Source organism: Sphingobium sp. FW305-3-2-15-F-TSA7 (assembly GCF_058787155.1).
In genome coordinates this window covers 14,422-36,404 of record NZ_JBYSZM010000016.1, presented here as the reverse complement: position 1 = coordinate 36,404, position 21,983 = coordinate 14,422, and the positions used below count along the sequence as shown (strand labels likewise).

At 65.6% G+C, this 21,983-nt stretch carries 23 protein-coding genes; 15 read left to right on the top strand and 8 right to left on the bottom strand.

All coding sequences use genetic code 11. The annotated features are described in order from the left end of the window. Nucleotides 1-23: 23 nt before the first annotated feature. Nucleotides 24-2,696, bottom strand: coding sequence for a phosphoenolpyruvate carboxylase (ppc, locus tag AC3WN8_RS14310; RefSeq protein ID WP_492670117.1), 2,673 nt, complete (start codon nt 2,694-2,696; stop codon nt 24-26). A 123-nt stretch (nt 2,697-2,819) separates the two neighbouring features. Continuing rightward, a complete protein-coding gene (locus AC3WN8_RS14305) occupies nt 2,820-3,386 on the bottom strand; it encodes an HNH endonuclease (protein ID WP_492670116.1) in 567 nt (188 codons plus the stop codon). Nucleotides 3,387-3,496: 110 nt separating this feature from the next. Between AC3WN8_RS14305 and gluQRS the strand changes: the two genes are divergently transcribed. From gluQRS to AC3WN8_RS14265, 8 genes are all read left to right on the top strand, one after another. Then, nucleotides 3,497-4,351, top strand: a complete 855-nt coding sequence (gene gluQRS / locus AC3WN8_RS14300; RefSeq protein WP_492670115.1) for a tRNA glutamyl-Q(34) synthetase GluQRS — start codon at nt 3,497-3,499, stop codon at nt 4,349-4,351. Nucleotides 4,352-4,384: 33 nt separating this feature from the next. After that, entirely contained in the window at nt 4,385-4,621 is a 237-nt protein-coding gene (locus tag AC3WN8_RS14295) for a twin transmembrane helix small protein (RefSeq protein ID WP_492670114.1), read from the top strand. Nucleotides 4,622-4,625: 4 nt separating this feature from the next. After that, nucleotides 4,626-5,195 carry a cob(I)yrinic acid a,c-diamide adenosyltransferase gene (locus tag AC3WN8_RS14290; RefSeq protein WP_492670207.1) on the top strand — a complete coding sequence of 190 codons (570 nt, stop codon included), beginning with the start codon at nt 4,626-4,628 and terminating at the stop codon, nt 5,193-5,195. A 159-nt stretch (nt 5,196-5,354) separates the two neighbouring features. Then, nucleotides 5,355-6,644, top strand: coding sequence for an ergothioneine biosynthesis protein EgtB (gene egtB, locus AC3WN8_RS14285; RefSeq protein ID WP_492670113.1), 1,290 nt, complete (start codon nt 5,355-5,357; stop codon nt 6,642-6,644). 2 nt (nt 6,645-6,646) lie between these two features. Further along, the gene (gene egtD, locus AC3WN8_RS14280; protein WP_492670112.1) at nt 6,647-7,630 is read left to right on the top strand and encodes an L-histidine N(alpha)-methyltransferase; all 984 of its coding nucleotides are present in this window, start codon (nt 6,647-6,649) and stop codon (nt 7,628-7,630) included. A gap of 229 nt (nt 7,631-7,859) precedes the next feature. After that, a complete protein-coding gene (locus tag AC3WN8_RS14275) occupies nt 7,860-8,525 on the top strand; it encodes an MBL fold metallo-hydrolase (RefSeq protein ID WP_492670206.1) in 666 nt (221 codons plus the stop codon). Between the two features lie 137 nt (nt 8,526-8,662). After that, on the top strand, nt 8,663-9,112 hold the full coding sequence (locus AC3WN8_RS14270) for a hypothetical protein (RefSeq protein ID WP_492670111.1): 450 nt from the start codon (nt 8,663-8,665) through the stop codon (nt 9,110-9,112). After that, entirely contained in the window at nt 9,109-10,017 is a 909-nt protein-coding gene (locus AC3WN8_RS14265; protein ID WP_492670110.1) for a cation efflux transmembrane domain-containing protein, read from the top strand. The genes AC3WN8_RS14270 and AC3WN8_RS14265 overlap by 4 nt, the downstream gene beginning before the upstream one ends. A 6-nt stretch (nt 10,018-10,023) precedes the next feature. Here AC3WN8_RS14265 and AC3WN8_RS14260 read toward each other — a convergent pair whose 3' ends face one another. Next, on the bottom strand, nt 10,024-10,443 hold the full coding sequence (locus AC3WN8_RS14260) for an MAPEG family protein (RefSeq protein WP_492670109.1): 420 nt from the start codon (nt 10,441-10,443) through the stop codon (nt 10,024-10,026). Between the two features lie 195 nt (nt 10,444-10,638). Between AC3WN8_RS14260 and rpmF the strand changes: the two genes are divergently transcribed. The 5 genes from rpmF (at nt 10,639) to AC3WN8_RS14235 (ending at nt 13,644) form a co-directional block, all read left to right on the top strand. Then, complete coding sequence (gene rpmF / locus AC3WN8_RS14255; RefSeq protein WP_492670108.1) at nt 10,639-10,818, top strand: 50S ribosomal protein L32; 180 nt, start codon at nt 10,639-10,641, stop codon at nt 10,816-10,818. Between the two features lie 29 nt (nt 10,819-10,847). Beyond that, a complete protein-coding gene (gene plsX / locus AC3WN8_RS14250) occupies nt 10,848-11,897 on the top strand; it encodes a phosphate acyltransferase PlsX (protein ID WP_492670107.1) in 1,050 nt (349 codons plus the stop codon). Continuing rightward, entirely contained in the window at nt 11,894-12,853 is a 960-nt protein-coding gene (locus AC3WN8_RS14245) for a beta-ketoacyl-ACP synthase III (protein WP_492670106.1), read from the top strand. Before plsX ends, AC3WN8_RS14245 begins: the two co-directional genes overlap by 4 nt. An 88-nt stretch (nt 12,854-12,941) precedes the next feature. After that, a complete protein-coding gene (locus tag AC3WN8_RS14240; RefSeq protein ID WP_492670105.1) occupies nt 12,942-13,238 on the top strand; it encodes an integration host factor subunit alpha in 297 nt (98 codons plus the stop codon). Nucleotides 13,239-13,245: 7 nt separating this feature from the next. Next, entirely contained in the window at nt 13,246-13,644 is a 399-nt protein-coding gene (locus tag AC3WN8_RS14235; RefSeq protein ID WP_492670104.1) for a MerR family transcriptional regulator, read from the top strand. A gap of 89 nt (nt 13,645-13,733) precedes the next feature. Here the strand turns inward: AC3WN8_RS14235 and AC3WN8_RS14230 are convergent, their stop codons facing one another. The 3 genes from AC3WN8_RS14230 to AC3WN8_RS14220 are packed head-to-tail and all read right to left on the bottom strand — an operon-like array spanning nt 13,734 to nt 17,510. Further along, complete coding sequence (locus tag AC3WN8_RS14230) at nt 13,734-14,252, bottom strand: GNAT family N-acetyltransferase (RefSeq protein ID WP_492670103.1); 519 nt, start codon at nt 14,250-14,252, stop codon at nt 13,734-13,736. Then, entirely contained in the window at nt 14,245-14,790 is a 546-nt protein-coding gene (locus tag AC3WN8_RS14225; protein WP_492670102.1) for a SixA phosphatase family protein, read from the bottom strand. Before AC3WN8_RS14225 ends, AC3WN8_RS14230 begins: the two co-directional genes overlap by 8 nt. After that, a complete protein-coding gene (locus AC3WN8_RS14220; RefSeq protein WP_492670101.1) occupies nt 14,787-17,510 on the bottom strand; it encodes an ATP-dependent DNA helicase in 2,724 nt (907 codons plus the stop codon). Before AC3WN8_RS14220 ends, AC3WN8_RS14225 begins: the two co-directional genes overlap by 4 nt. 10 nt (nt 17,511-17,520) lie before the next feature. Here AC3WN8_RS14220 and AC3WN8_RS14215 point away from each other — a divergent pair, with 10 nt between their 5' ends. Both AC3WN8_RS14215 and AC3WN8_RS14210 read left to right on the top strand, forming a co-directional pair. Continuing rightward, nucleotides 17,521-19,116 carry a lysine--tRNA ligase gene (locus tag AC3WN8_RS14215; RefSeq protein ID WP_492670100.1) on the top strand — a complete coding sequence of 532 codons (1,596 nt, stop codon included), beginning with the start codon at nt 17,521-17,523 and terminating at the stop codon, nt 19,114-19,116. Continuing rightward, nucleotides 19,113-19,625 (top strand): GNAT family N-acetyltransferase, encoded by a 513-nt coding sequence (locus AC3WN8_RS14210; RefSeq protein ID WP_492670099.1) that lies wholly within the window; start codon nt 19,113-19,115, stop codon nt 19,623-19,625. The genes AC3WN8_RS14215 and AC3WN8_RS14210 overlap by 4 nt, the downstream gene beginning before the upstream one ends. Nucleotides 19,626-19,727: 102 nt before the next feature. Here the strand turns inward: AC3WN8_RS14210 and AC3WN8_RS14205 are convergent, their stop codons facing one another. Both AC3WN8_RS14205 and AC3WN8_RS14200 read right to left on the bottom strand, forming a co-directional pair. Next, nucleotides 19,728-19,940, bottom strand: coding sequence for a hypothetical protein (locus tag AC3WN8_RS14205; protein WP_492670098.1), 213 nt, complete (start codon nt 19,938-19,940; stop codon nt 19,728-19,730). 138 nt (nt 19,941-20,078) lie between these two features. Further along, on the bottom strand, nt 20,079-21,887 hold the full coding sequence (locus tag AC3WN8_RS14200; RefSeq protein WP_492670097.1) for a DUF885 domain-containing protein: 1,809 nt from the start codon (nt 21,885-21,887) through the stop codon (nt 20,079-20,081). Nucleotides 21,888-21,983: the final 96 nt, after the last annotated feature.

Sequence of the window (21,983 nt, the reverse complement as noted above, 5' to 3'; positions counted from 1 at the left end):
GCTTCATGCTACCGAATCAGCCCCTAACCGCTGTTGCGCAGTGCGGTCGCGATCGCGTTGATCGATAGCTGGATGCCCTCGCCGATCCGTGGATCGGCCTCGCCTGCACGGTGGCGTTTGAGCAGTTCGACCTGGAGCAGGTTCAGCGGCTCGATATAGGGCAGGCGCAGGCGGATCGATGCGTCGAGCGCAGGCGATTTGGCGAGCAGCCGGCTCTGCCGCGTGATCGACAGCAGCCCGTCATGCGCGGCCTGCCAGCCATCCTTGATGCGCCCGAAGATCGCCTCGCCGACCGCCTTGTCCTCGACCAGCCCGGCATAGCGCGCGGCGATTCCCATATCGGACTTGGCGAGCACCATCTCCATATTGGCCAGCGCTGCCTGGAGAAACGGCCAGGACTGGACCATCTCGCGCAACAGCCCCTGATCCTTGAACCCGGTCAGCGCCTGGCCGACGCCATACCAGCCCGGCAGCATCACCCGCGCCTGCGCCCATGAGAAGACCCAGGGAATGGCGCGCAGATCCTCGATCGCATCGGTCTTCTTGCGGCTCGACGGGCGCGATCCGATCTTGAGCGTGGCGATCTCCGCGATCGGTGTCATCTGGCGGAAAAAGCCGCGAAACCCCTCGGTCTCGTAGACCAGCCCGCGATAGGCGCGGAATGCGTCGGACGAGAGCGTGTCCATCGCCGTGCCGAAACGCACGCGATCCGCCTCGGCCAGTGCCTCGGGCTCCAGGCTGGCGAGCAATGTCGCCGACGCGATCGCCTCCAGATTGGCCGCCGTACTCTCGCGCGTGCCGTATTTGGCGGCGATCACTTCGCCCTGTTCGGTGATGCGGATGCGGCCCTGCACCGTGCCGCGCGGTTGCGCCAGGATCGCGGCGAAACTCGAACCGCCGCCGCGTCCGACCGCGCCGCCACGCCCGTGGAACAGCTGCATGGCGACGCCGGCCTTGGCGAACACCGGCGCAAGCGCGCGGCTGGCCTCGTGCAGGCCCCAGGTCGAGGTCAGATAACCGCCATCCTTGTTCGAATCGGAATAGCCGATCATCACTTCCTGATGGCCCCGCGCCGTGGTGATCGTGGCGATCTCCGGCAGCGCGAACCATTTGCCCATCACGATCGTCGCATTTTCGAGATCGCCGATCGTCTCGAACAGCGGCACCGCCATGATGTCGGCCTGCGGCGTCTCGCCGGGCCGGTAGAGTCCGGCTTCCTTCATCAGGATATGGACTTCGAGCAGGTCGGATACGTCCTGCGCCATCGAGACGATATAGTTGCGGATACAGTCCGCGCCGTAGCGGCGATGCGCCTCGGCGGCGGCGCGCACGATCGCCAGTTCGCCCGCGGTCTCCTCCGAATAGGCGAAATGCGGGCTGGACAGCGGCCGCGGCGTCGCGAGTTCGCGCCGGAGCAGCGCGACGCGCGCCTCCTCGTCGAGCGCGGCATAGTCGGCTTCGACGCCGGCGACGCTCAGCAATTCGGCGACGACGCGTTCGTGGACCGCGCTGTTCTGGCGCATGTCGAGCGTGGCGAGGTGGAAGCCGAAGGTTTCGACCGCGCGGATCAATCGGCCGAGCGCCCCGCCCGACGAGAGCGCGCCGCCGCCGGCGCCTGCCAGGCCATGCGCGATCTCGACCAGGTCGGCGCGGAATGCCTCGGGCCCGTCATAGCTTTCCGCCGCGAGCGGAGAGGGGCGGGGTGGCGCCTTGCCGGTCAGTGTCAGGTGCGTCGCGCTCAGCCGCGCATAGAGGCCGGTGATCGCGCGACGATAAGGTTCGTCCTGCCGGCTCTTTGCGGTGTCGCCGCTCGCCTCGGCCAGTGCCAGCACCGCGTCGCTGGCCTCGGCCAGCTCGGTCGAGATCGACAGTTCAGCGCCCAGCCCGTGCAGCGCCTCGAGATACCAGCTGATCACCGACTCCGCCGAGCGCGAGAGTGCCAGCGTCAGCGATTCGGCGGTGACGAAGGGATTGCCGTCGCGGTCGCCGCCGATCCAGCTTCCCGGCCGCAGGAAATTCGCCGGCCGCTTGCCCAGCGCGCGTTCCCAGCGCGCATAGAGTGCGGGCAGGACGGGCAGGAAGGTATCGCGCAGATAGGCAAGCGCGGTCTCGACCTCGTCTGCGACGAACAGCCGCTCGCGGCGCAGCGTGCGCGTCTGCCAGAGCAGCGCGATCTGGCGATGGATCGCTTCCTCGATCAGGTCGCCTTCGGGGGTTTCGGTCGCGCCCGTATCGCGCAGCTTCATCAGCTCGGCGATGCGGTTGCGATGGTCGATCATCGACTTGCGGCGCACTTCGGTCGGGTGCGCGGTCAGCACCGGGGCGATCAGCGCGTGGCCGAGCAGGTCGAGCGCCTGATCATGCCCGATCCCCTCGGCCGCCAGCCGTTCCAGCGCATGCGCCAGGTCCGCGCCGGGCTCGGCGGCGATGCCCTGCCGGTCTTCGGCGAGATTGGCGAGCATCGAGAACAGCATGAAGCCGCGCACGAATGCCGTGGTTTCGTCGAGGTCGAGCGCGTCGAGCCCCGGATCGATCGCGTCGGCGCCCACCACCCCGCGATGGCGGTCGACCGAGGTCGATCGGATATATTCGGTGCGCCGGAACAGCGTATCGCCGCCATAGGCGCGGATCACGTCGCCCAGCAGCTTGCCGAGATAGCGGATATCGGGGTTCTGGCTGATCGTGGGACGTGGCATGGCACGTTGCTGCACCGCAACAACCGTCAGGTCAATATCATTGCGCGCTGGACCGCCTGCAGATCGCAAAGGCCGGATTTCAGGTGGTTTCAGCCGAAACGATTCAACGTCAGGGCGACCTGCCTAAGCCAGCAGTTCGATGTCCCAATAGAGCCAGTCGCGCCAGCTTTCGTGGAGATAATTGGGCGGGAAAGACCGGCCATGTTCCTGAAGGTGCCAGCTCGTCGGCCGGATCGGCGCGATATGAAGCTGCATGCCCGCCTGACGCGGGGTGCGGCCGCCCTTTTTCAGGTTGCAGGGCGCGCATGCCGTGGCGACATTTTCCCAGGTGGTGCGGCCGCCCTGTGCGCGGGGGATGACATGATCGAAGGTCAGATCGTTCGAGACGCCGCAATATTGGCACTGGAAGCGATCGCGCAGGAACAGGTTGAAACGGGTGAAGGCCGGGTGCTCTGACGGTTTCACATATTGTTTGAGCGCGATGACGGATGGCAGCCGCATCACGCTGGTGGGACTTCGCACTTCCCGCTGATATTCGTCGACAATCGCCACGCGATCGAGGAACACCGCCTTGACTGCGGTCTGCCAGGGCCACAGCGAAAGCGGGTAATAGGAAAGCGGTTTATAGTCCGCATTGAGGACCAGCGCCGGGCAGCTGTCCGGATGTCGGATCAGGTCGGGATGGTACATGACGCCACACGCTCCCCCATTGCCATCGCCCCAATCGGGTAAAATGATGACGTGGTCATGACAGCATCTCACGCGACTCGCGGTCAAGAGCCAATTTGGATGATCGACGTTTGACCGAGATCGCCACCCGCTTCGCACCGTCGCCAACCGGCCGGTTGCATCTCGGCCATGCCTGGTCGGCGCTATGCGCGCACGATTTCGCATCGGCGCGCGGCGGCCATTTCCTGCTGCGCGTCGAGGATATCGATCCCGGCCGTGCGCGGCCCGAGCATGTCTCCGGCATCATCGAGGATCTTTTGTGGCTCGGGCTCGACTGGGAAGGGGAAATCGTCTTCCAGTCCGAACGGACCGCGCTTTACGCGATGGCGCTGGAGGATCTGAAGCGGCGTGGCCTTGCCTATCCCTGTTTCTGCACACGCAGGGACATCGCGGCGAGCGCCAGCGCACCGCATGGCCCCGACGGGCCGGTCTATCCCGGCACCTGTCGCACGCTCGATCCGGAAACCCGCATCGGCCGGATGGCGGCGGAGCCGCATTGCTGGCGGCTCTCCATGGCGTCGGCGATCGACGAGGCCGGCCCGCTTCACTGGATTGATGGCGCCGGTGCGACGCATATTGCGACCCCGGCGGCGCATGGCGATGTCGTGCTGGCGCGCAAGGATGCGCCGGTTTCCTATCATCTCGCGGTGACCGTGGACGACGCGGCGCAGGCGATCAGCCACGTCGTGCGCGGCCGCGACCTGTTGGAGGCGACGCATGTCCATCGCCTGCTCCAGGCGCTGCTCGACCTGCCGACGCCCGTTTATGTCCATCATCGGCTGCTCGTCACGGCGGCGGGCGAACGGCTGGCCAAGCGCACCGGCGCGCCCGCGATCGCGGACTTGCGCGCGGCAGGTGCCGATGCCGCAGCCTTGATCGGCGCGATGCGCGAAGGGCAGTTTCCCGACGGATATCGCTTGCTGTAGCCGCTTGGATTCGAGGCCTGAAACGCCTACATCATGGCAATGACCACCTTTCTCGCCATCCTCCTCATCCTCGCCATGATCGCGACGGTCGGCGCGCTGGTGCGCGGGATCGTGATTTTCCTGCGCACGACCGAGGCGGATCTGAACGGCACGGGCCCCAGCATTTCGGGGCGCAAGCAGAACAAGGCGATGCAGATGCGCATCCTGTTCCAGGCGCTTGCGGTCATCCTGGTCGTGCTGGTGATGGTGGCGGCCGGCGGCAAAGGCTGAGCCGCTGGTCAAGCTCAACAAGATCTATACGCGCACCGGCGACGACGGCACGACGGGCCTCGTCGACGGATCGCGCACGGCCAAGCACGATCCGCGCATGCAGGCGATCGGCGATGTCGACGAAACGAACAGCGCGATCGGGATCGCCGTGGCGGCGCTGGGCACGGGCGAATATGCCACGATGCTCCGCCGTATCCAGAACGACCTGTTCGACCTGGGCGCCGATCTCGCGACGCCCGGCGAAAGCTTCGAGCCGTCCGAGATGGAGCTGCGCATCGTCCCCGCCCAGGTCGCCCGGCTCGAGGTCGAGATCGACGCGATGAACGAGGGACTGGAGCCGCTCAGGAGCTTCATCCTGCCCGGCGGCAGCCAGGCGGCGGCGGCATTGCATCTCGCCCGCGCGACGGCGCGCCGCGCGGAACGCACGGCGGTCGGCGCGGCCATGGCCGTCAGTCTCAATCCGCAGGCGCTCGCCTATCTCAACCGCTTGTCGGACCATCTTTTCGTCATGACGCGCGCGATCAATGCGGCGGATGGCGGTGATATATTGTGGGTTCCCGGCGCCTCGCGCTGATCGCGGAGGCTGCCTGTTCAAGGCTCTTGTTCTTGATATGTTCGCGCGCTAGAAGCGGCGCGTGCCATATGGCAGGACCCCTTGGATCGGTTGTGCGTTAAACGACTGATCTTGCAGCCGATCCGGCGCGAAGGGGATCCTGGAAATAGGGGAAGTGACATGGCGACTCGTCTCGACACCGCGTTTCCCGATGTGCTGCATGCGCTGTTCAGGCAGGTGCGCGGCCTGAGCGAGGCGCTTGCCGCGCCGCTGTCGGACGCCGATGCCACCGTCCAGTCGATGGAGGATGCGTCGCCCGCCAAATGGCATCTGGCGCATACGACCTGGTTCCTCGAAACCTTCATATTGCGCGATCATGTCGCCAATTACCGGCTGTACGACGAACGCTGGCCCTTTCTGTTCAACAGCTATTACGAGGTGGAAGGGCCGCGTCATGCCCGCCCGATGCGCGGCATGCTCACCCGGCCGTCGCTCGATGACATCCGCGCCTGGCGCGCGCATGTCGATGCGGCGCTGGAGGTGGCGCTGCCGGGTCTGCCCGATGCCGCGCGCGCGCTGGTCGAACTGGGCTGCCATCATGAGCAGCAGCATCAGGAATTGCTCCAGACCGATATTTTGAGCCTGCTCGCGCTCAATCCGCTGGCGCCTGCCATGTGGCGTGCCGAGCGCGATCCCCCGGCCCCGCCACCCGCGCCGATCCGCTGGATCGAAGGGGTGCACGGCATCGTCGAGATCGGGTGCGATCTGGATGGGGGGGAGGGGTGCTTCGCATTCGACTGCGAAGGGCCGCGCCATCCGACCCTGCTGCGTCGCCACGCGCTGGCCGATCGGCCGGTGACCAACAGCGAATGGCGCGCCTTCATCGACGATGGTGGCTATGAACGCCCCGAACATTGGCTGTCGGACGGCTGGGCCTGGGTCCGCCGTGAGGCGGTGGAGGCACCGCTTTACTGGCGTCGCACCGACGGCGACTGGGCGGCTTTCGCGCTTGATGGATTGCATCCGATCCGGCCGGCGGCGCCGGTCGCGCATATCAGCTATTATGAAGCCGATGCCTTTGCACGTTGGGCGGGGGCGCGGCTGCCGACCGAGGCCGAGTGGGAAAGTGCGGCGTCAGCGCTCGATCCCGCATCGGGCAACCAGCTCGATCATGCAGGGCCGGTGCGTCCGTGCGCGGCCGCGCGGGACCGGACGCCCGGAACCGGATTGCGCCAGATGTTCGGCGACGTCTGGCAATGGACGGGATCGGCCTATCTTCCCTATCCCGGATTCCGGCCGGCGGCCGGTGCGGTCGGCGAATATAACGGCAAGTTCATGAGCGGACAGTTCGTGCTGAGGGGGGCGAGCTGCGCCACGCCGCGTGGCCATTCGCGCGCCTCCTACCGCAATTTCTTCTACCCTCACCAGCGCTGGCAGTTCGCCGGCGTTCGGCTCGCGAAGGATCTCTAGACATGCTGCTCGAGCAGGATGCCCCGCCGCGCCCCGCGGAGACCGCCGATCCCGCCTTTCGCGCCGACGTGCTCAAGGGCTTTGCCGATACACGCCGCCGCGCCATTCCGGCACGCTGGTTCTACGACCGGCGCGGATCGGAGCTGTTCGAACAGATCACGACGCTGCCCGAATATTATCCGACACGCGTCGAGACCGCGCTGCTCGAAAAATATTGCGCCGATGTGGCCGCCATTGCCGGCGCCGGTCGTGCGGTGGTCGAGTTCGGATCAGGGTCTTCGGCCAAGACGCCGCATCTGCTGCGCGCGGTCGATCCCGGCGCCTATGTGCCGATCGATATTTCAGGCGCCTTTCTCCGCGAATCGGCGGCGGCGCTGGCGCGCGATTTCACCGGATTGCGGGTCGAGCCGGTCGAAGCGGATTTCACCCATCCGATCGCGCTGCCGGCGGCGGTCGAGGCCATGCCCAAGCTCGGCTTCTTTCCGGGGTCGACGATCGGCAACATGGTTGCGCGCACGTCGGTCGACCTGCTGCGTGCGATGCGCGGGTCGCTCGGCGTCGGATCGCTGCTGCTGATCGGCATGGACCGGGTGAAGGGCCAGGATGTGCTGATTCCCGCCTATGACGACCCCCAGGGCGTCACCGCGGCGTTCAACCTCAATCTCCTCCACCGCATCAATCGCGAGCTGGACGGCACGATTCCGGTTGACGCCTTTCGTCATCGCGCGGTCTGGAACGACCTCTATGCCCGGATCGAGATGCATCTGGAGGCGATTCGCGATGTCGAATTCGGCATCGAGGGCGCGTGCTTTTCAATGAAGGCGGGTGAGACCGTCCACACCGAGAACAGCCATAAATATGGCCAGCGCGACGCCCGGCTGCTGCTGCGCGCCGGCGGCTGGACGCCGCTCCAGGAATGGACCGACCCCGACAATATGTTCGCGCTGATCCTGGCGGGGGCACATGCCGAACGGACCGCGCCTTAGGACCGGTCGTCGTCGGCATGGCATTCGGACAAGGTCGTGCCGTCACCCTGAACTTGTTTCAGGGGCCATGCTCGGCCTCGCACTGAGGCGCGGTCGCATGCCTGGATGCTGAAACGAGTTCAGCATGACGGTGTGGGTGGCCGCGAAACGCCATGTCGTCGATATCGATCAAGGTCCCGCCTTCCGCCCCGCCTTGCATCCCATGGCGTTCGCCGCCATGTCCAGCGGCATGAACCAGCCCACGCCTCCGTTGAAAGCCGCGATCGTTCCGGTCACGCCGCTGCAGCAGAATTGCACCCTGTTGTGGTGCACCGAGACCAACAAGGCCGCCTTTGTCGATCCCGGCGGAGACCTGCCGCGGCTCAAGGCAGCGGCGGCGCAGGCAGGTGTCGAGATCGAAAAGATCCTGATCACCCACGGGCATATCGATCATTGCGGCGAGGCCGGCACGCTGGCGAAGGAGCTGGGCGTTCCGATCGAGGGGCCCCATGAGGCCGATCGCTTCTGGATCTCCCGGCTTGAGGATGACGGGCGCAATTATGGGGTCAATGGCAAGATCTTCGAGCCCGATCGTTGGCTGAACGACGGCGACACCGTGACCGTCGGCAATCTGGTGTTCGACGTGATCCACTGCCCCGGTCACACGCCGGGCCATGTCGTGTTCCATCATCCCGAATCGAAGCTGGCGATCGTCGGCGATGTGCTGTTCCAGGGCTCGATCGGCCGCACCGATTTCCCGATGGGCAATCATCAGGATCTGCTCGATGCGATCACCGGCAAGCTCTGGCCGCTGGGTGGTGAGACCGCGTTCGTCCCCGGCCATGGCCCGATGAGCAATTTCGCGCATGAGCGGCGGAGCAATCCCTTTGTCGGAGACGCCGTGATCGGCCGCTAGAGCGATTTGTAGTTCGATGGAATCATCGAACGACTCGAAAATCGCGGCAAACAAACAGCCAGAGCAGGTGATTCGCTTCCATCGGATCACCTGCTCTAGCGGAACCGACTCGTCACGCGGGCCGTTGGGCTTGCGCAATGAAATACTTGCTTTGCCTCCCGATGCTTATGCTGGCGTCATGCCAGAATTATCCGCGCGACGTGGCGGGGACGCTGGAACGTGTCCGCGCCGAGCACGTCATGCGCGTGGGGCTGGTCGCGGGCGAGGCGGAGACGCGCGATCGCGCGAAGATCGCGACCTATCTCGACCGGGTGAGCCGGATGACGGGCGCGAGGCCGGTGGTGACGCGCGGGGCGGCGGAACCGCTGCTGCTCCGGCTGGACCAGGGCGCGCTCGATCTCGTCATCGGCGACATGTCCGAAGGCTCGCCCTGGGTCACCGACGTCATGGTGATCGAGCCGATTTCGGAAACCGTGCTCGGCAAGGACCGGGTCCTGCTCAGCCCGATCGCGCGCAATGGCGAGAATCGCTGGATCATGCTGCTCGAGCGCGCGGTCCGTGACGATGGCAAAGGGGCCGGCGCGTGAGCGAGCGGCGCGGTCATCCCGTGGAGATCCGCAAGGATATGGCGGCCGCCGTCCGCCTCGAATGGTGGAATATCGGCTGGTCGATCAGCATCATCGCGGCGATGGGGCTGGCGATGGGATCGAGCCAGGCGATGAAAACCGCCTGGGTCGAGGATATGCTCGGCCTGGTCCCGCCGATCGCTTTCCTGGTCGCCACACGGTTCGAGATACGCCCTTCCAATACGCGTTTCCATTATGGTTTCGACCGGGTGAACGGCCTGGGTTTCCTGATCGCCGCGGTCGCCCTGGCGGCGGTCGGGCTGTTCCTGCTGCGCGATGCGGTGATGGCACTGGCCTCCGCCGAGCATGTCTCGGTGGGGTCGGCGCGGATCATGGGGCATGATATCTGGCTGGGCTGGTTCATGCTTGCGGCGCAGGCCTATGCCACGATTCCGCCGCTGATCATCGGGCGCATGGAATTGCCGCTGGCGAAACGGCTGCGCGACAAGCTGCTCCACACAGATGCGCTGATGAACAAGGCCAATTGGCAGACCGGCGTTGCCGGCTTCCTCGGCGTGGCGGGGCTTGGCATGGGCTGGTGGTGGGCCGATTCGATCGCTGCCGCGGTCATCTCGCTGAGCATCATCTCCGACGGCATCAAGGCGTTGCGCGTCGCGACGTCCGAACTGGTCGACGGCGTGCCGTGCGCATTGGACAGTTCGAAACCGTCGGAGGAGGCTGCTGCAGTCGCCAGGGCGTTACGCAAGCGCTTTCCCGGCGCACGCATCCTGATGCGTGAGACCGGGCGCTATATCCGCGCGGAAGTGGTCGGTGCGGTTCCGCCAAAAAATTTCGATGCGAAGACGCTCGACATACCCGGGCTCGACGACCGCTGGCGGCTGGAAAGCATCGCCTTCCGGTTGTGAATCGATTCAGGCGATATCGGTCACGGTCGGCTTGAACCCGACATAGGGAATCGTCAGGGCCCAGATCGCAAGCACCAGCAACGCGATGAAGGTCACCGCGATGCCGATCATCCGGAGCTTGCCGGGTTTCTCCGCATCCATGCCGAAGGCATGCGCGATACGGGCAAGGATATAGACGCCGCCGATTCCCCACAGCCAGAGCGAGGTGCCCCGCCCGAGTTCGATCAGCCCGAGCAGGATCAGGAAGAAAGGCGTATATTCGACATAATTGGCATGGGCGCGCATCCGGGCGAGCAGTCGCGGACTGCCGCCATCGCCGATCGACACCTTTTCGCTCGTGCGGACGCGGCCCGTGCGGATCGCCAGCCATATGTTGAGCAACGCCGCGGCCGCCGCGATCGTCAGCGTCACTGGCAATATGATCATTCCGCACACCCCGTCCGTTGCGATCGGAAACTCGCATGGATGCTGAGCCCTTGCAACCGTGGCCAGAATCGCTATAGGCGCGGTTCGCTCGCGACGAGCCGGCCGCAATGGCCTGCGGCCTTCATATGCCGTTGGTTATCCATGGCACAGGCGTAGTCGCACCCAAGGCTTTGAAGAACTGGAACAGGTGCCGCAATGGCTGTCCCCAAGAGAAAAACCTCGCCGTCCAAGCGCGGCATGCGTCGTAGCCATGATGCGCTCAAGGTCGAGTCCTTTCAGGAATGCCCGAATTGTGGCGAACTGAAGCGTCCGCACAATCTGTGCACGGCTTGCGGCCACTATAACGGCCGCGAGATCATCTCGGCCGAAGGCTGACGCCGCACCTTTTCGAGGAGCACTGACCGGTGGCCACATCGCCGCGGATCGCAGTCGACGCGATGGGCGGCGACGAGGGCCTCGCGGTCATGCTGGCGGGTGTGGCGCGTGCGCGCCGCGCCAATGACGGGATGCGCTTCCTGCTGGTGGGCGACGAGGCGCAGATCCGTGAGGGGCTGAAGTCTCACCCCAATCTCAGCGCCGCGTCCGAGATCGTTCATGCTCCCGAGACCGTGGCCGGCGCCGAGAAGCCGAGCCAGGCGATTCGTCGCGCCAAGACCACTTCGATGGGTCTCGCGATCAACGCGGTGAAATCGGGCGAGGCGGGCGCCGCCGTGTCTTCGGGCAATACCGGCGCGCTGATGGCGATGTCGAAGCTCGCCTTGCGCACTTTGCCCGGCATCGATCGTCCGGCGCTTGCCGCATTGCTCCCCAGCCTGGGCGAGAATGATCTGGTGATGCTCGATCTCGGCGCCAATACCGAGTGCGACACCGAGAATCTCGTCCAGTTCGCGGTGATGGGCGCCGCCTATGCGCGTTCGGCGCTGGAGCTGCAGCGCCCCCGCGTCGCGCTGCTCAATATCGGCACCGAAGAATTGAAGGGCACCGACGAGATCAAGGATGCCGCCGCGCTGTTGCGCGAAGCGACGCACCTTCCGATGGATTTCACCGGCTTCATCGAGGGCGACCGCCTGTCGCGCGGCGAAGTCGACGTGATCGTCTGCGATGGCTTCTCGGGCAATATCGCGCTCAAGACCGCCGAGGGCACGGCACGTTTCGTGACCGACCTGCTGCGCCGCGCTTTCACCAGTTCGCTGCGCTCCAAGCTCGGTTTCATCATCTCGCGGCCCGCCGCGGAGCTGCTGCGCCATCATCTCGATCCCAACAATCACAATGGCGCGGTCTTTCTCGGCCTCAACGGGCTGGTGGTGAAGAGCCATGGCAGCGCCAACGAGATCGGTGTCGCCAATGCGATCGGCGTTGCCGCGCGGATGGTGCGTGACAATCTTACGGCGCGGATCAGTGAGGATCTCGCCAATTTCAAGGCGCATCAGCGCCCGGAGACACAAACGGCATGACGCGACGCGCGGCGATTCTGGGAACCGGATCGGCGCTGCCCAAGCGCCGCGTATCGAATGCCGAGCTTGCCGAGACCGTCGATACCTCGGACGAATGGATCGTCGAACGTACCGGCATCCGTTTCCGGCATATCGCCGGCCCCGACGAGACCACGGCGACGCTGGCGACCGATGCCGCGCGCAAGGCACTGGCGGTCGCGAACATGGAGCCGGCGGCGATCGACCTGATCATCCTCGCCACCGCGACCCCCGACCAGACCTTTCCCGCCGCCGCGACCAAGGTCCAGGCAGCGCTCGGCATCGACGATTGCGTCGCCTTCGACGTCCAGGCGGTCTGCTCGGGTTTCCTCTATGCGGTCTCGGTTGCCGACAGCATGATTCGTTCGGGCTCGGCGACCAATGCGCTGGTCATCGGTGCCGAGACGTTCAGCCGCATCCTCGACTGGGAGGATCGCAATACCTGCGTCCTGTTCGGCGACGGCGCCGGTGCGATCGTGATGGCGGCTGAAGACGGCGACCGCGGCGTGCTTTCGACCAAGCTCCATGCCGATGGCCGCCATAACCAGCTCCTCTATGTCGATGGCGGGCCTTCCACCACCGGCACCGTCGGCAAGCTCCGGATGAAGGGGCGCGAGGTTTTTCGCCATGCGGTGGTCAATCTCGCCTCGGTTCTCGGCGAATCACTCGCCGCCGCCGGGCTGACGACCGCCGATGTCGACTGGATGGTGCCGCATCAGGCGAATGCCCGAATCCTGGATGCCACCGCGCGCAAGCTCGGCCTGTCGCCCGACAAGGTGGTGATGACGGTGGACCAGCATGCCAACACGTCCGCCGCGTCGGTGCCGCTTGCGCTCGACGTCGCGGTTTCCGACGGCCGAATCAAGCGGGGCGACATCGTCGTGCTCGAGGCGATGGGCGGCGGATTCACCTGGGGTGCCGCGGTTGTCCGTTGGTGAGACAGTCTTTGCGCACATGCGGCGATGAATTGACGTGCGGCCCTGTAACGATAAGATGAAAATCGGCGCTTAGACTGAGGGATTCACGATGGCTGCACCCACTTTGACCAGGGCCGACCTTGCGGATTCGGTGCATCGCGAAATCGGCCTTTCCCGTGCCGAGTCGTCGAAGCTCGTCGAGCAGATCCTCGGCCATATGTGCGGCGCGCTGGCCGACGGCCAGAACGTCAAGATTTCGGGCTTTGGCAGCTTCGTGCTGCGCGACAAGGGCGAACGCGTCGGCCGCAATCCGAAGACCGGCATCGAGGTGCCGATCGCGCCGCGGCGCGTGCTGACCTTCCGTGCCAGCCAGATGTTGCGCGATCGCATCGTCAAGGCCGGGTGAGCGCGGCATGAGCGACAAGGCTGCCGGCGCTTTCCTCACCATCGGCGAGCTGTCCGATTCGCTCGGTCTGCCTCAGCATATCCTGCGCTATTGGGAAACGCGCTTTCCCCAGCTTCGTCCGCTCCAGCGCGCCGGCAAACGCCGCTATTACCGGCCGGAGGACGTCGCGCTGGCGCAGCGGATCAACCGGCTGCTCAACCAGGAAGGCTACACCATCAAGGGTGTGCAGAAGCTGCTGAGCCAGCGTTCCGCGCCCATGGCGGAATCGGCACCTGCGCCTGTATCGACCGTGGTGACACCCGCGCCCGTCATAACGCCGGCACCCGCGACACTGCCAGCCGTCAGCATGCTGCCGGGGCTGCGGCAGGTCCGTGCCGACCTCGCTCGCGCGCTCGCCGACGCCTGAGTCGGCGCCAGACCGCTAAGGTCGCGTTTCACTCGAATAAACGCCGTGTCGGCGGCGCTGTCGCGTCGACTCCGCTATCGGAGCAGATTCTAAAGCTCCAGCGCCAGGATCCAGTCGTGGAAGATCACGTCGCCGACCCTGAAATCCTGGCGTCCGACGCGTTCGAAGCCGAGGCGCGCGTAGAAGCGCTGGGCGGCGGTGTTGATCTCGTACACGCACAGATATAGGCGCTTTGCGCCGCGCAGACGTGCCTCGGCGGTCACGGCGTCCATCAGCCGCCGCCCCAGTCCCGCATTCTGCCAGCCGGTCAGCGTATAGATGCGCTTGAGTTCCAGATCGCCATCGGCCACCGGGATATCGAGCGCGGGCGGAGTCAGCGCGGCATAGCCGATCGGCGCACCCAGTTCGGTTTCGATCAGCCACAGCGCATGATCAGCGCTGTCGGCCCAGGCGGCATAGAATGCCGATGAATGCTGGTCCCGGCAGTGCGTCACCAGCGCGTCGCCGGGATGATCATAGGCGAAGGCAGTGAGGAATGTCGCCTGTCCGAGCAGCTCGAGCTTGGCCGCATCGGCCGCGGTGGCGCGACGCAGTGTCGGGTCAGCCATCGATTTCAGGCCCCAGCGCGGCATCCAGGTCGCGCGGCCGCATCAGCCGGACGAAATGGCCGGTACCGGCCTTCACATCGGCCCAGCGCTCGACGTCGAAATGGATTTCGGCAAGCGCCGCGGTCGGGAATTTCTCCTCGACCGCATCGCGCAACGGGTCGCCGGCCCGATCGGGCACCAGCAGCAGGATCAGATCCTCCAGTCCCGGATTGTGGCCGCACATCATGACATGCGCGGCCGAATCGGGCTGGTCGTTCACCACGTCGAGCAATGTGACGCACGACGCCAGATAGATGCGCCGGTCCCACGACGCGTGCAGCGTACGGCCCAGCCCTTCCCAGAGATGGTCGAGCGTCTCGGTGCAGCGGACCGCGGGCGACGAGACGATATGGTCGTACTCCAGCCCCTCGCGCCGCATATATTCGCCGATCAGTCGCGCGCCCCGGATACCGCGCTTGTTGAGCGCGCGGTCGAAATCGCGCGCCACCGGATCGTCCCAGCTCGATTTCGCGTGCCGCAACAGGCTGAGCGTCTTCATTCCCTCTCCGTCATGCTTTCCGCGGCCTCTTGCCCCGAAATCGTGACGGATGAAAGTCGCTGGCGCACGCGAATCGCCGCTTCGTCGAGCGTCACGCGGCTGATCGGCGTGCCCGCGGGAAAGGCGGTCAGCAGCCGTGACGGCATTGCGGATGAAAGCATGACGAAGATCCCGCGATCGTCGGTGCGCCGGATCAGCCGCCCGAACGCCTGTGCCAGCCGCGCGCGGATCAGCCGGTCGTCATAGGCGCTGCCGCCGCCGGCCAGGCGCCGCGCGGCATGGAGCACGGTCGGCTTGGGCCAGGGCACCCCTTCCATCACCACCATGCGCAGCGAATCGCCGGGTACGTCGACGCCATCTCGAAGCGCATCGGTGCCGAGCAGCGAGGCACGTGGATCGTCGCGGAAGATATCGACCAATGTGCCGGTGTCGATCGGATCGACATGCTGGGCGTAAAGCGGCAACCGGTCGCGCGCCAGCCGGTCGGCGATGCGGGCATGGACCGCGCGCAGCCGCCGGATCGCGGTGAACAGGCCCAGCGTGCCGCCCTCCGCCGCGACGATCAGTTTGCCGAAGGCGCCGGCAAGCTGTGCGATATCGCCTTTCTTCACATCGGTGACGATCAGCACTTCGGCTTGTGCGGCATAGTCGAATGGGCTCGGCGCCTCGAACCGGTGCGGCGGATGGGCGAGATGGGGCGCGCCGGTGCGCGCTTCGGCGGTATCCCAGTCGCCGCCGCCCTTGAGCGTCGCGGAGGTGACGAGCACGCCATGCGCGGGTTTCAGCACGATCTCCGCCACCGGCCGCGTCGGATCGAGCCAGTGGCGATGCAGGCCGATATCGATCTCGCGCCCCTCGATCCGGTCGACCGCCAGCCAGTCGACGAAATCGGGATCCGCCGGGCCGCCGATCCGCGACAGCAGCGACAGCCAGCCGCCGAGCATATCGGCGCGCCAGCCGAGACTCGCGATCGCGCCTTCGACGCGCGCGCGTGCCTGTCCGTCCAGCCAGTCGGGGCCGTCCTCCATCACCGCTTCCAGCCGGCGGCCAAGCGCCACCAGCGGGCGCAGGATCGCATCGAGCGCTGCCGCCGCGGGCTGCGCGGCGGCGACGATCGCGCCGTCGAGCTCGGCCATTTCGGTTTCCAGGCCATAGCCGGCATCCTCGCCGGCATCGCGCCCGAAAACCGTCCCGCGCACCGCCGCGAGCAAGGCCTCGATCGCACCGAACGGGGCGCCTTCGTTCAGCCGTTGGAGCCAGCCGTCCGACGGCAGTGCCTGCGCGGCGGTGACCGCGGCGACGATCGCGCGGCTGCCTTCATCGTCATAGCTTGCGACGTCGGACAATCGCGCCGCCAGCCCGCGCCGCCGCCCGCGCGCAGAACCTTCGGGGCCGGTGATCCAGCGGCGCAGCTCGATCGCTTCCTGTCCCGACAATGCGGTCGAGAACATCGCGTCGGCGGCGTCGAACAGATGATGGCCTTCGTCGAAGACGATTCGGCTCGGGCGATTCGCCGCTTCGCGCCCGCGTGCGGCGTTGACCATCACCAGCGCATGGTTGGCGATGACGATATCGGCATCGGCGCTGGCCCGCGACGCGCGCTCGATGAAACATTTCCGGTAATGCGGGCAGCCCGCATAGACGCATTCGCCGCGGCGGTCGGTGAGCGCGGTCGATCCGTTGCGGCGGAACAGTGATGGCAGCCAACCCGGCAGATCGCCGCCCACCATGTCGCCATCAGCTGAATAGGCGGCCCAGCGCGCGACGAGCTGCGCCAGGATCGCGGCACGGCCGTTGAAGCCGCCTTGCAGCGCGTCCTCCAGATTGAGCAGGCAGAGATAATTTTCGCGCCCCTTGCGCACCACGACCTTGCGACGGCGCAGCACGGGATCGGGAAACAGCCTTTCGCTTTCGCGGTTGAGCTGGCGCTGCAGCGCCTTGGTATAGGTCGAGATCCACACCGCGCCGTCGGCGCGCTCGGCCCAGAGCGAGGCGGGGGCGAGATAGCCCAATGTCTTGCCGATGCCGGTGCCCGCTTCGGCCAGGATCATGTTGGGTTCGTCGCGCCGCGCGCGGGGTTCGAACGCTTCGGTCACTGCTTCGGCATAGCCGCGCTGGCCGGGGCGCGCCTCCGCGCCGTGGCCGGTGAGCAGGTCGAGCCGGTCGGTGACGTCCGATATCGGGAGCGAGACGGTGCGCGGCGCCGCGCGCGGCGCCTTCTCCTCCCATTCCGGCAGCCGCGCGAACAGCCAGCGTTCGCTACGCTCGGGTTGTTTCAGGCGCTCGCCCAGAACGCGGCCCCAGGGCCAGCCCAGCCGGTGGAGCGATTGCGCCATGCTCCACGCGCCTTCGCGTTCCATCCAATGCGGATCGTCGGGGCGTTCGAGCAGGGCCTGTGCGGCATTGCGCAGAAAACCCGCCGCGCTCGTGTCGTCGCTGGGCGGGGCCAGGCCGATCGCGCGCGCCAGCCCCTTGGGCGTCGGCACCGCGAATCGCGCCGGATGGACGAAGGCGAACAGTTCGAGCAGGTCGAGTCCCGACAATTCGGGATAGCCCAGCCGTTGGCCGACCAATGGTGCATTGAGCACGATCATCGGCGTTTCGGCGGCGCGCGCGATCGCTTCGCCACGGCTCATCCCACGCGTCTCCCCGTCGGGAGATGCGATCCAGATGCCGGCATGGCTTGCATGCAGCGCGGGATAGGGCAAAGAGGCCGCCATTCACCCCGTTATGACGAACAAGAACGAAAGGGCAACACCAGTGAGTGACTTGCGTGCCGCAGCGATCGATTCGAAGGCCTGGCCGTTCGAGGAAGCGCGCAAGCTGCTCAAGCGTTATCCCGACGGTGCGCCCGCCAAGGGCCATATCCTGTTCGAGACCGGCTATGGCCCATCGGGCCTGCCGCATATCGGCACGTTCAACGAAGTGCTGCGCACGACCCTGGTGCGCCAGGCCTATCAGGCGATTTCCGACGTGCCGACGCGGCTGATCGCGTTCAGCGACGATATGGACGGCCTGCGCAAGGTGCCGGACAATGTGCCGAATCAGGAGATGCTGCGCGGCCATCTCGGCAAGCCGCTGACGCAGATTCCCGATCCCTTCGGCACGCATGAGAGCTTCGCGCATCACAACAATGCGATGCTCCGCGAATTCCTCGACCGCTTCGGTTTCGATTACGAGTTCATGAGCTCGACCGAAATCTACGCCTCGGGCCGCTTCGACGAGACGCTGAAGCTGATCCTGAAGCATTATGACGCGATCATGGGCGTAATGCTGCCGACGCTCGGCAAGGAACGCCAGGTGACCTATTCGCCGGTGCTGCCGATCTCGAAGAAGTCGGGCATCGTGCTCCAGGTACCTGTCACCGTGGTCGATGCGGAGAACGGTATCGTCCGCTTCGAGGATGAGGGCGAGACGATCGAGCAGTCGATCCTGTCGGGCGCGGCCAAGCTGCAATGGAAGGTCGACTGGGCGATGCGCTGGGTCGCGCTGGGCGTCGATTATGAGATGTCGGGCAAGGACCTGATCGATTCGGTCACGCAAAGCTCGAAGATCGCACGCGTGCTCGGTGCCCGCCCGCCCGAAGGCTTCAATTACGAGATGTTCCTCGACGAGAAGGGAGAGAAGATCTCCAAGTCCAAGGGCAACGGCCTGACGCTCGAGCAATGGCTGACCTATGGCCCCGACGAGAGCCTCGCCTTTTACATCTATCGCGAGCCGCGCAAGGCGAAGGCGCTGCACATGGGCGTGATCCCGCGTGCGGTGGACGATTATTGGCAGTTCCGCGCCAATTGGCCGAACCAGCCGATCGAGCAGAAGCTCGGCAATCCCGTCCATCATATCCACAATGGCGATGTTCCGTCGGAAGCGCTGCCGGTCACGTTCGGCCTGCTGCTCAACCTGGTCGGCGTGATGGGGGAAGCCGGCAAGGATCAGGTCTGGGGCTATCTCGCCAATTATGTGCCCGATGCCGATCCCGCCAAATATCCCGCGCTCGACCGGTTGATCGACCATGCGCTGGCCTATCACCGCGATTTCGTCGCGCCGACGCTCAAGCGCCGCGCGCCGAGCGAACTGGAGGCCAAGGCGCTGAGCGATCTCGACGCGCGGCTGGCGGCGCTGCCCACCGACGCCGATGCGGAGACGATCCAGAACGAGGTCTATGCCGTCGGCAAGGAAGGCGGGTTCGAGAACCTGCGCGACTGGTTCAAGGCGCTGTACGAGACGCTGCTGGGCGCCGAACAGGGGCCGCGCATGGGCAGCTTCATCGCGCTTTACGGCATGGAGAATAGCCGCAAGCTGATCGCCGAGGCGCTGGCGGCGTGATCGCGGTCCGCACCGTCGATGCCGCGTGGATCGACGCCAATGCGGACGCGCTCGGCGCGATATTGCTCGCCTGTGTGGCGGACGGAGCTTCGGTCAGCTTCCTGGCGGATCTGACGCAGGATCGCGCGACGGCCTTCTGGCGTGCGCGCCGCGCCGGCGTCGCCGATGGCGGCAGTGCGCTGCTCGTCGCGTTCGACGGTGATGCGCCGGTCGGTACGGTGATGGTCGTCCGCGCCGGCACCGACAATCAACCGCATCGCGGCGACATCGCCAAGCTGCTCGTCCACCCCGGTTCACGCGGGCAGGGCGCCGGTCAGGCGCTGATGGACGCGGCCGAAATCCAGGCGCGTGTCATGGGATTGCGCCTGCTCGTGCTCGATACCGCAGGCGCGGCAGCCGAACGCATCTATCGCCGGACGGGCTGGGTCGAGGTCGGAAGCATTCCGGACTATGCGCTGAATGTCGGCGGTACGCCGGAAGCGACGACGATCTTCTATAAGCGGGTTTGAAGCATTGCCCTAAACCGTCATGCCAGCGGAGGCTGGCATCTCCCACAGGAATGGCGCGATCTGGTTGGTAGACCCCAGCCTTCGCTGGGGTGACGCATGGGATCAGCCGCGGGCCATTTCAGCCGGCCGATCGTCGGGATAGGCGAGTGGCAGCGCCGCGATCGGCAGCAGCAATGCCGTGGCGATCAGCGCGCGGATCAGCGGATGCGAGGTCGGGGCCGGTTGCGGTCTCATGATGCGCGCGCGGATAGCGCCATTGCCGCAATAGGGGGAGCGCTGGTCGATCGACGACAGATCGGCGTCGATGAAATGCAATATGACGGACGGAATTTCGTACGGATATCGCAACCGTTCGGGCTGAGCTTGTCGAAGCCCTGTCCTTTCTTCTGCCTCTGTGGCCAAGAAGAACAGGGCTTCGACAAGCTCAGCCCGAACGGGATTGAGTCGAAATGCCTATTTCTTCGACGCGATCCAGTCGTCGATCTTCTTCTCCAGCACCGGCATCGGCAGCGATCCGGTCATCAATATTTCGGCATGGAACTCGCGGGGGTCGAATTTCGCTCCCAGCGCCTGTTGTGCCTTGGCCTTCAGCCGCGAAATGGTGAGCTGGCCGATCTTGTAGGCCAATGCCTGGCCGGGAATCGCGATATAGCGCTCGACCTCGGCGGTGGCGTCGGTCTTTCCCATGCTCGAATTGTCGAGCATGTACTGGATCGCCTGATCGCGGGTCCAGCGCTTGGCATGGATGCCGCTGTCGACCACCAGCCGCATCGCGCGCAGCATCTCGTCGTCGAGTCCGCCGAAGCGCTGATAGGGGTCGGTCTCCATGCCGAGCTCCTTCCACAGCGACTCGGCGTACAGCCCCCAGCCTTCATTATAGGCGGTGTTGCCGCCGAAGCGCATGAAGGCGGGCAGTTCGGTATTCTCGATCGACAGCGCGATCTGGAAATGGTGGCCGGGCACGCCTTCGTGCAGGAAGAGCGTCTCCATCCCCGGCGTCGTGCGTGACGGCAGGTCATAGGCGTTGAAATAGAAGACGCCGGGGCGCGAGCCGTCGGCCAGGCCGGATTCGTACGAACCGCCCGCCGAGGTCTTTTCGCGATAGGCCTCGTAATAGCGGATCTCGAGCGGCATTTTGGGGATGGTCGAGAATTGCTCGCGCACCCGCGCATCGACGCGCTTGCCGATGTCGTAATAGGCCTGGAGCATCGCGTCGCGCGACGTCATCTTGAACTTGGGATCGCTGCGGATGTGGTCGAAGAACTGGGCGAGCGTGCCCTTGAAGCCGACCTTGGTCTTGATCGTCTCCATCTCGCCGCGGATCCGCGCGACTTCGGACAGGCCGAGCTGGTGGATCTGATCGGCGGTCATCGGCAACGTGGTGTTGCTCTTGATCAGCTTTTCATAAAGCCAGGCGCCGCCCTTCATATGGACCAGGCCGACGCCCTCGCGCGCGGCGGGCAGATATTCGGTCTTGAGGAAATCGCGCAGCCGCACATAGGCGGGCAGGATGCCGTCGCGGATGGCGGCGGCATAGTCGCGCTTCAGCCGCGCCTGATCGGCGGCGGAGATGCCGGCGGGGAACTGGTTGACCGGTTCGTAGAAGGTCGATCCTTCCACGCCCTGCGCGATCTGCAGGTCGAACTGGTCGATCATGTTGTTGACGATCAGTTTCGGCTGGGTGACGCCGCTCTTCATGCCCTCGCGGAAACGGGCGATCGAACGGTCGAGCGCCGCGATATAATCCTTGTGACGCTTCAGGTTGTTCTCATAATCGACCAGCGTCTTGAACGGCGCGGCGCCCTTGCCCGAGGCGAAACCGGGATAGAAGACGTGCAGGCCGAAGAAATGGTCGATCGGCCGCACCGCGGTCACCGCCAGATATTCGGGGGTCAGCGTCTCCAGCGTGTCGAGCGTATTATATTCGAACACGTCATAGGCGATCTGGTTGACTGGGGTCAGCGCGGCACGGTCGATCGCTTTCAGGCGCTTCAGATCCTGCTGCGCGGCGGCGCGTTCGGCGTCGAAATAGGCATCTGAACCGAAATCGCCGAGCCGGTCGGCATAGCGCAGGTCGCCGCGGAAGATCGCGGAGATCGGGTTGCGCTTCAGGCTGGCCTCGTCGCTTTCGGCGAACAGTCGTTTGAGCGCGGCGTCGGGCGATTCTGCAACGGCCGGCGCGGGTGCGGCCTGGGCAAATAGCGGAACGGGAAGTGTGGCCGCTGCAGCGAGCAGCAGCGCGCGGATCGGAAGCAAGGTCATGGGGACTCCGGAACTCGTGTATTGCCCGGATATAACGCCCTGTCGCACAACGGCAAGCGGCCCCGGGAGTGTCCTCCCGGGGCCGCCATGTCGTGG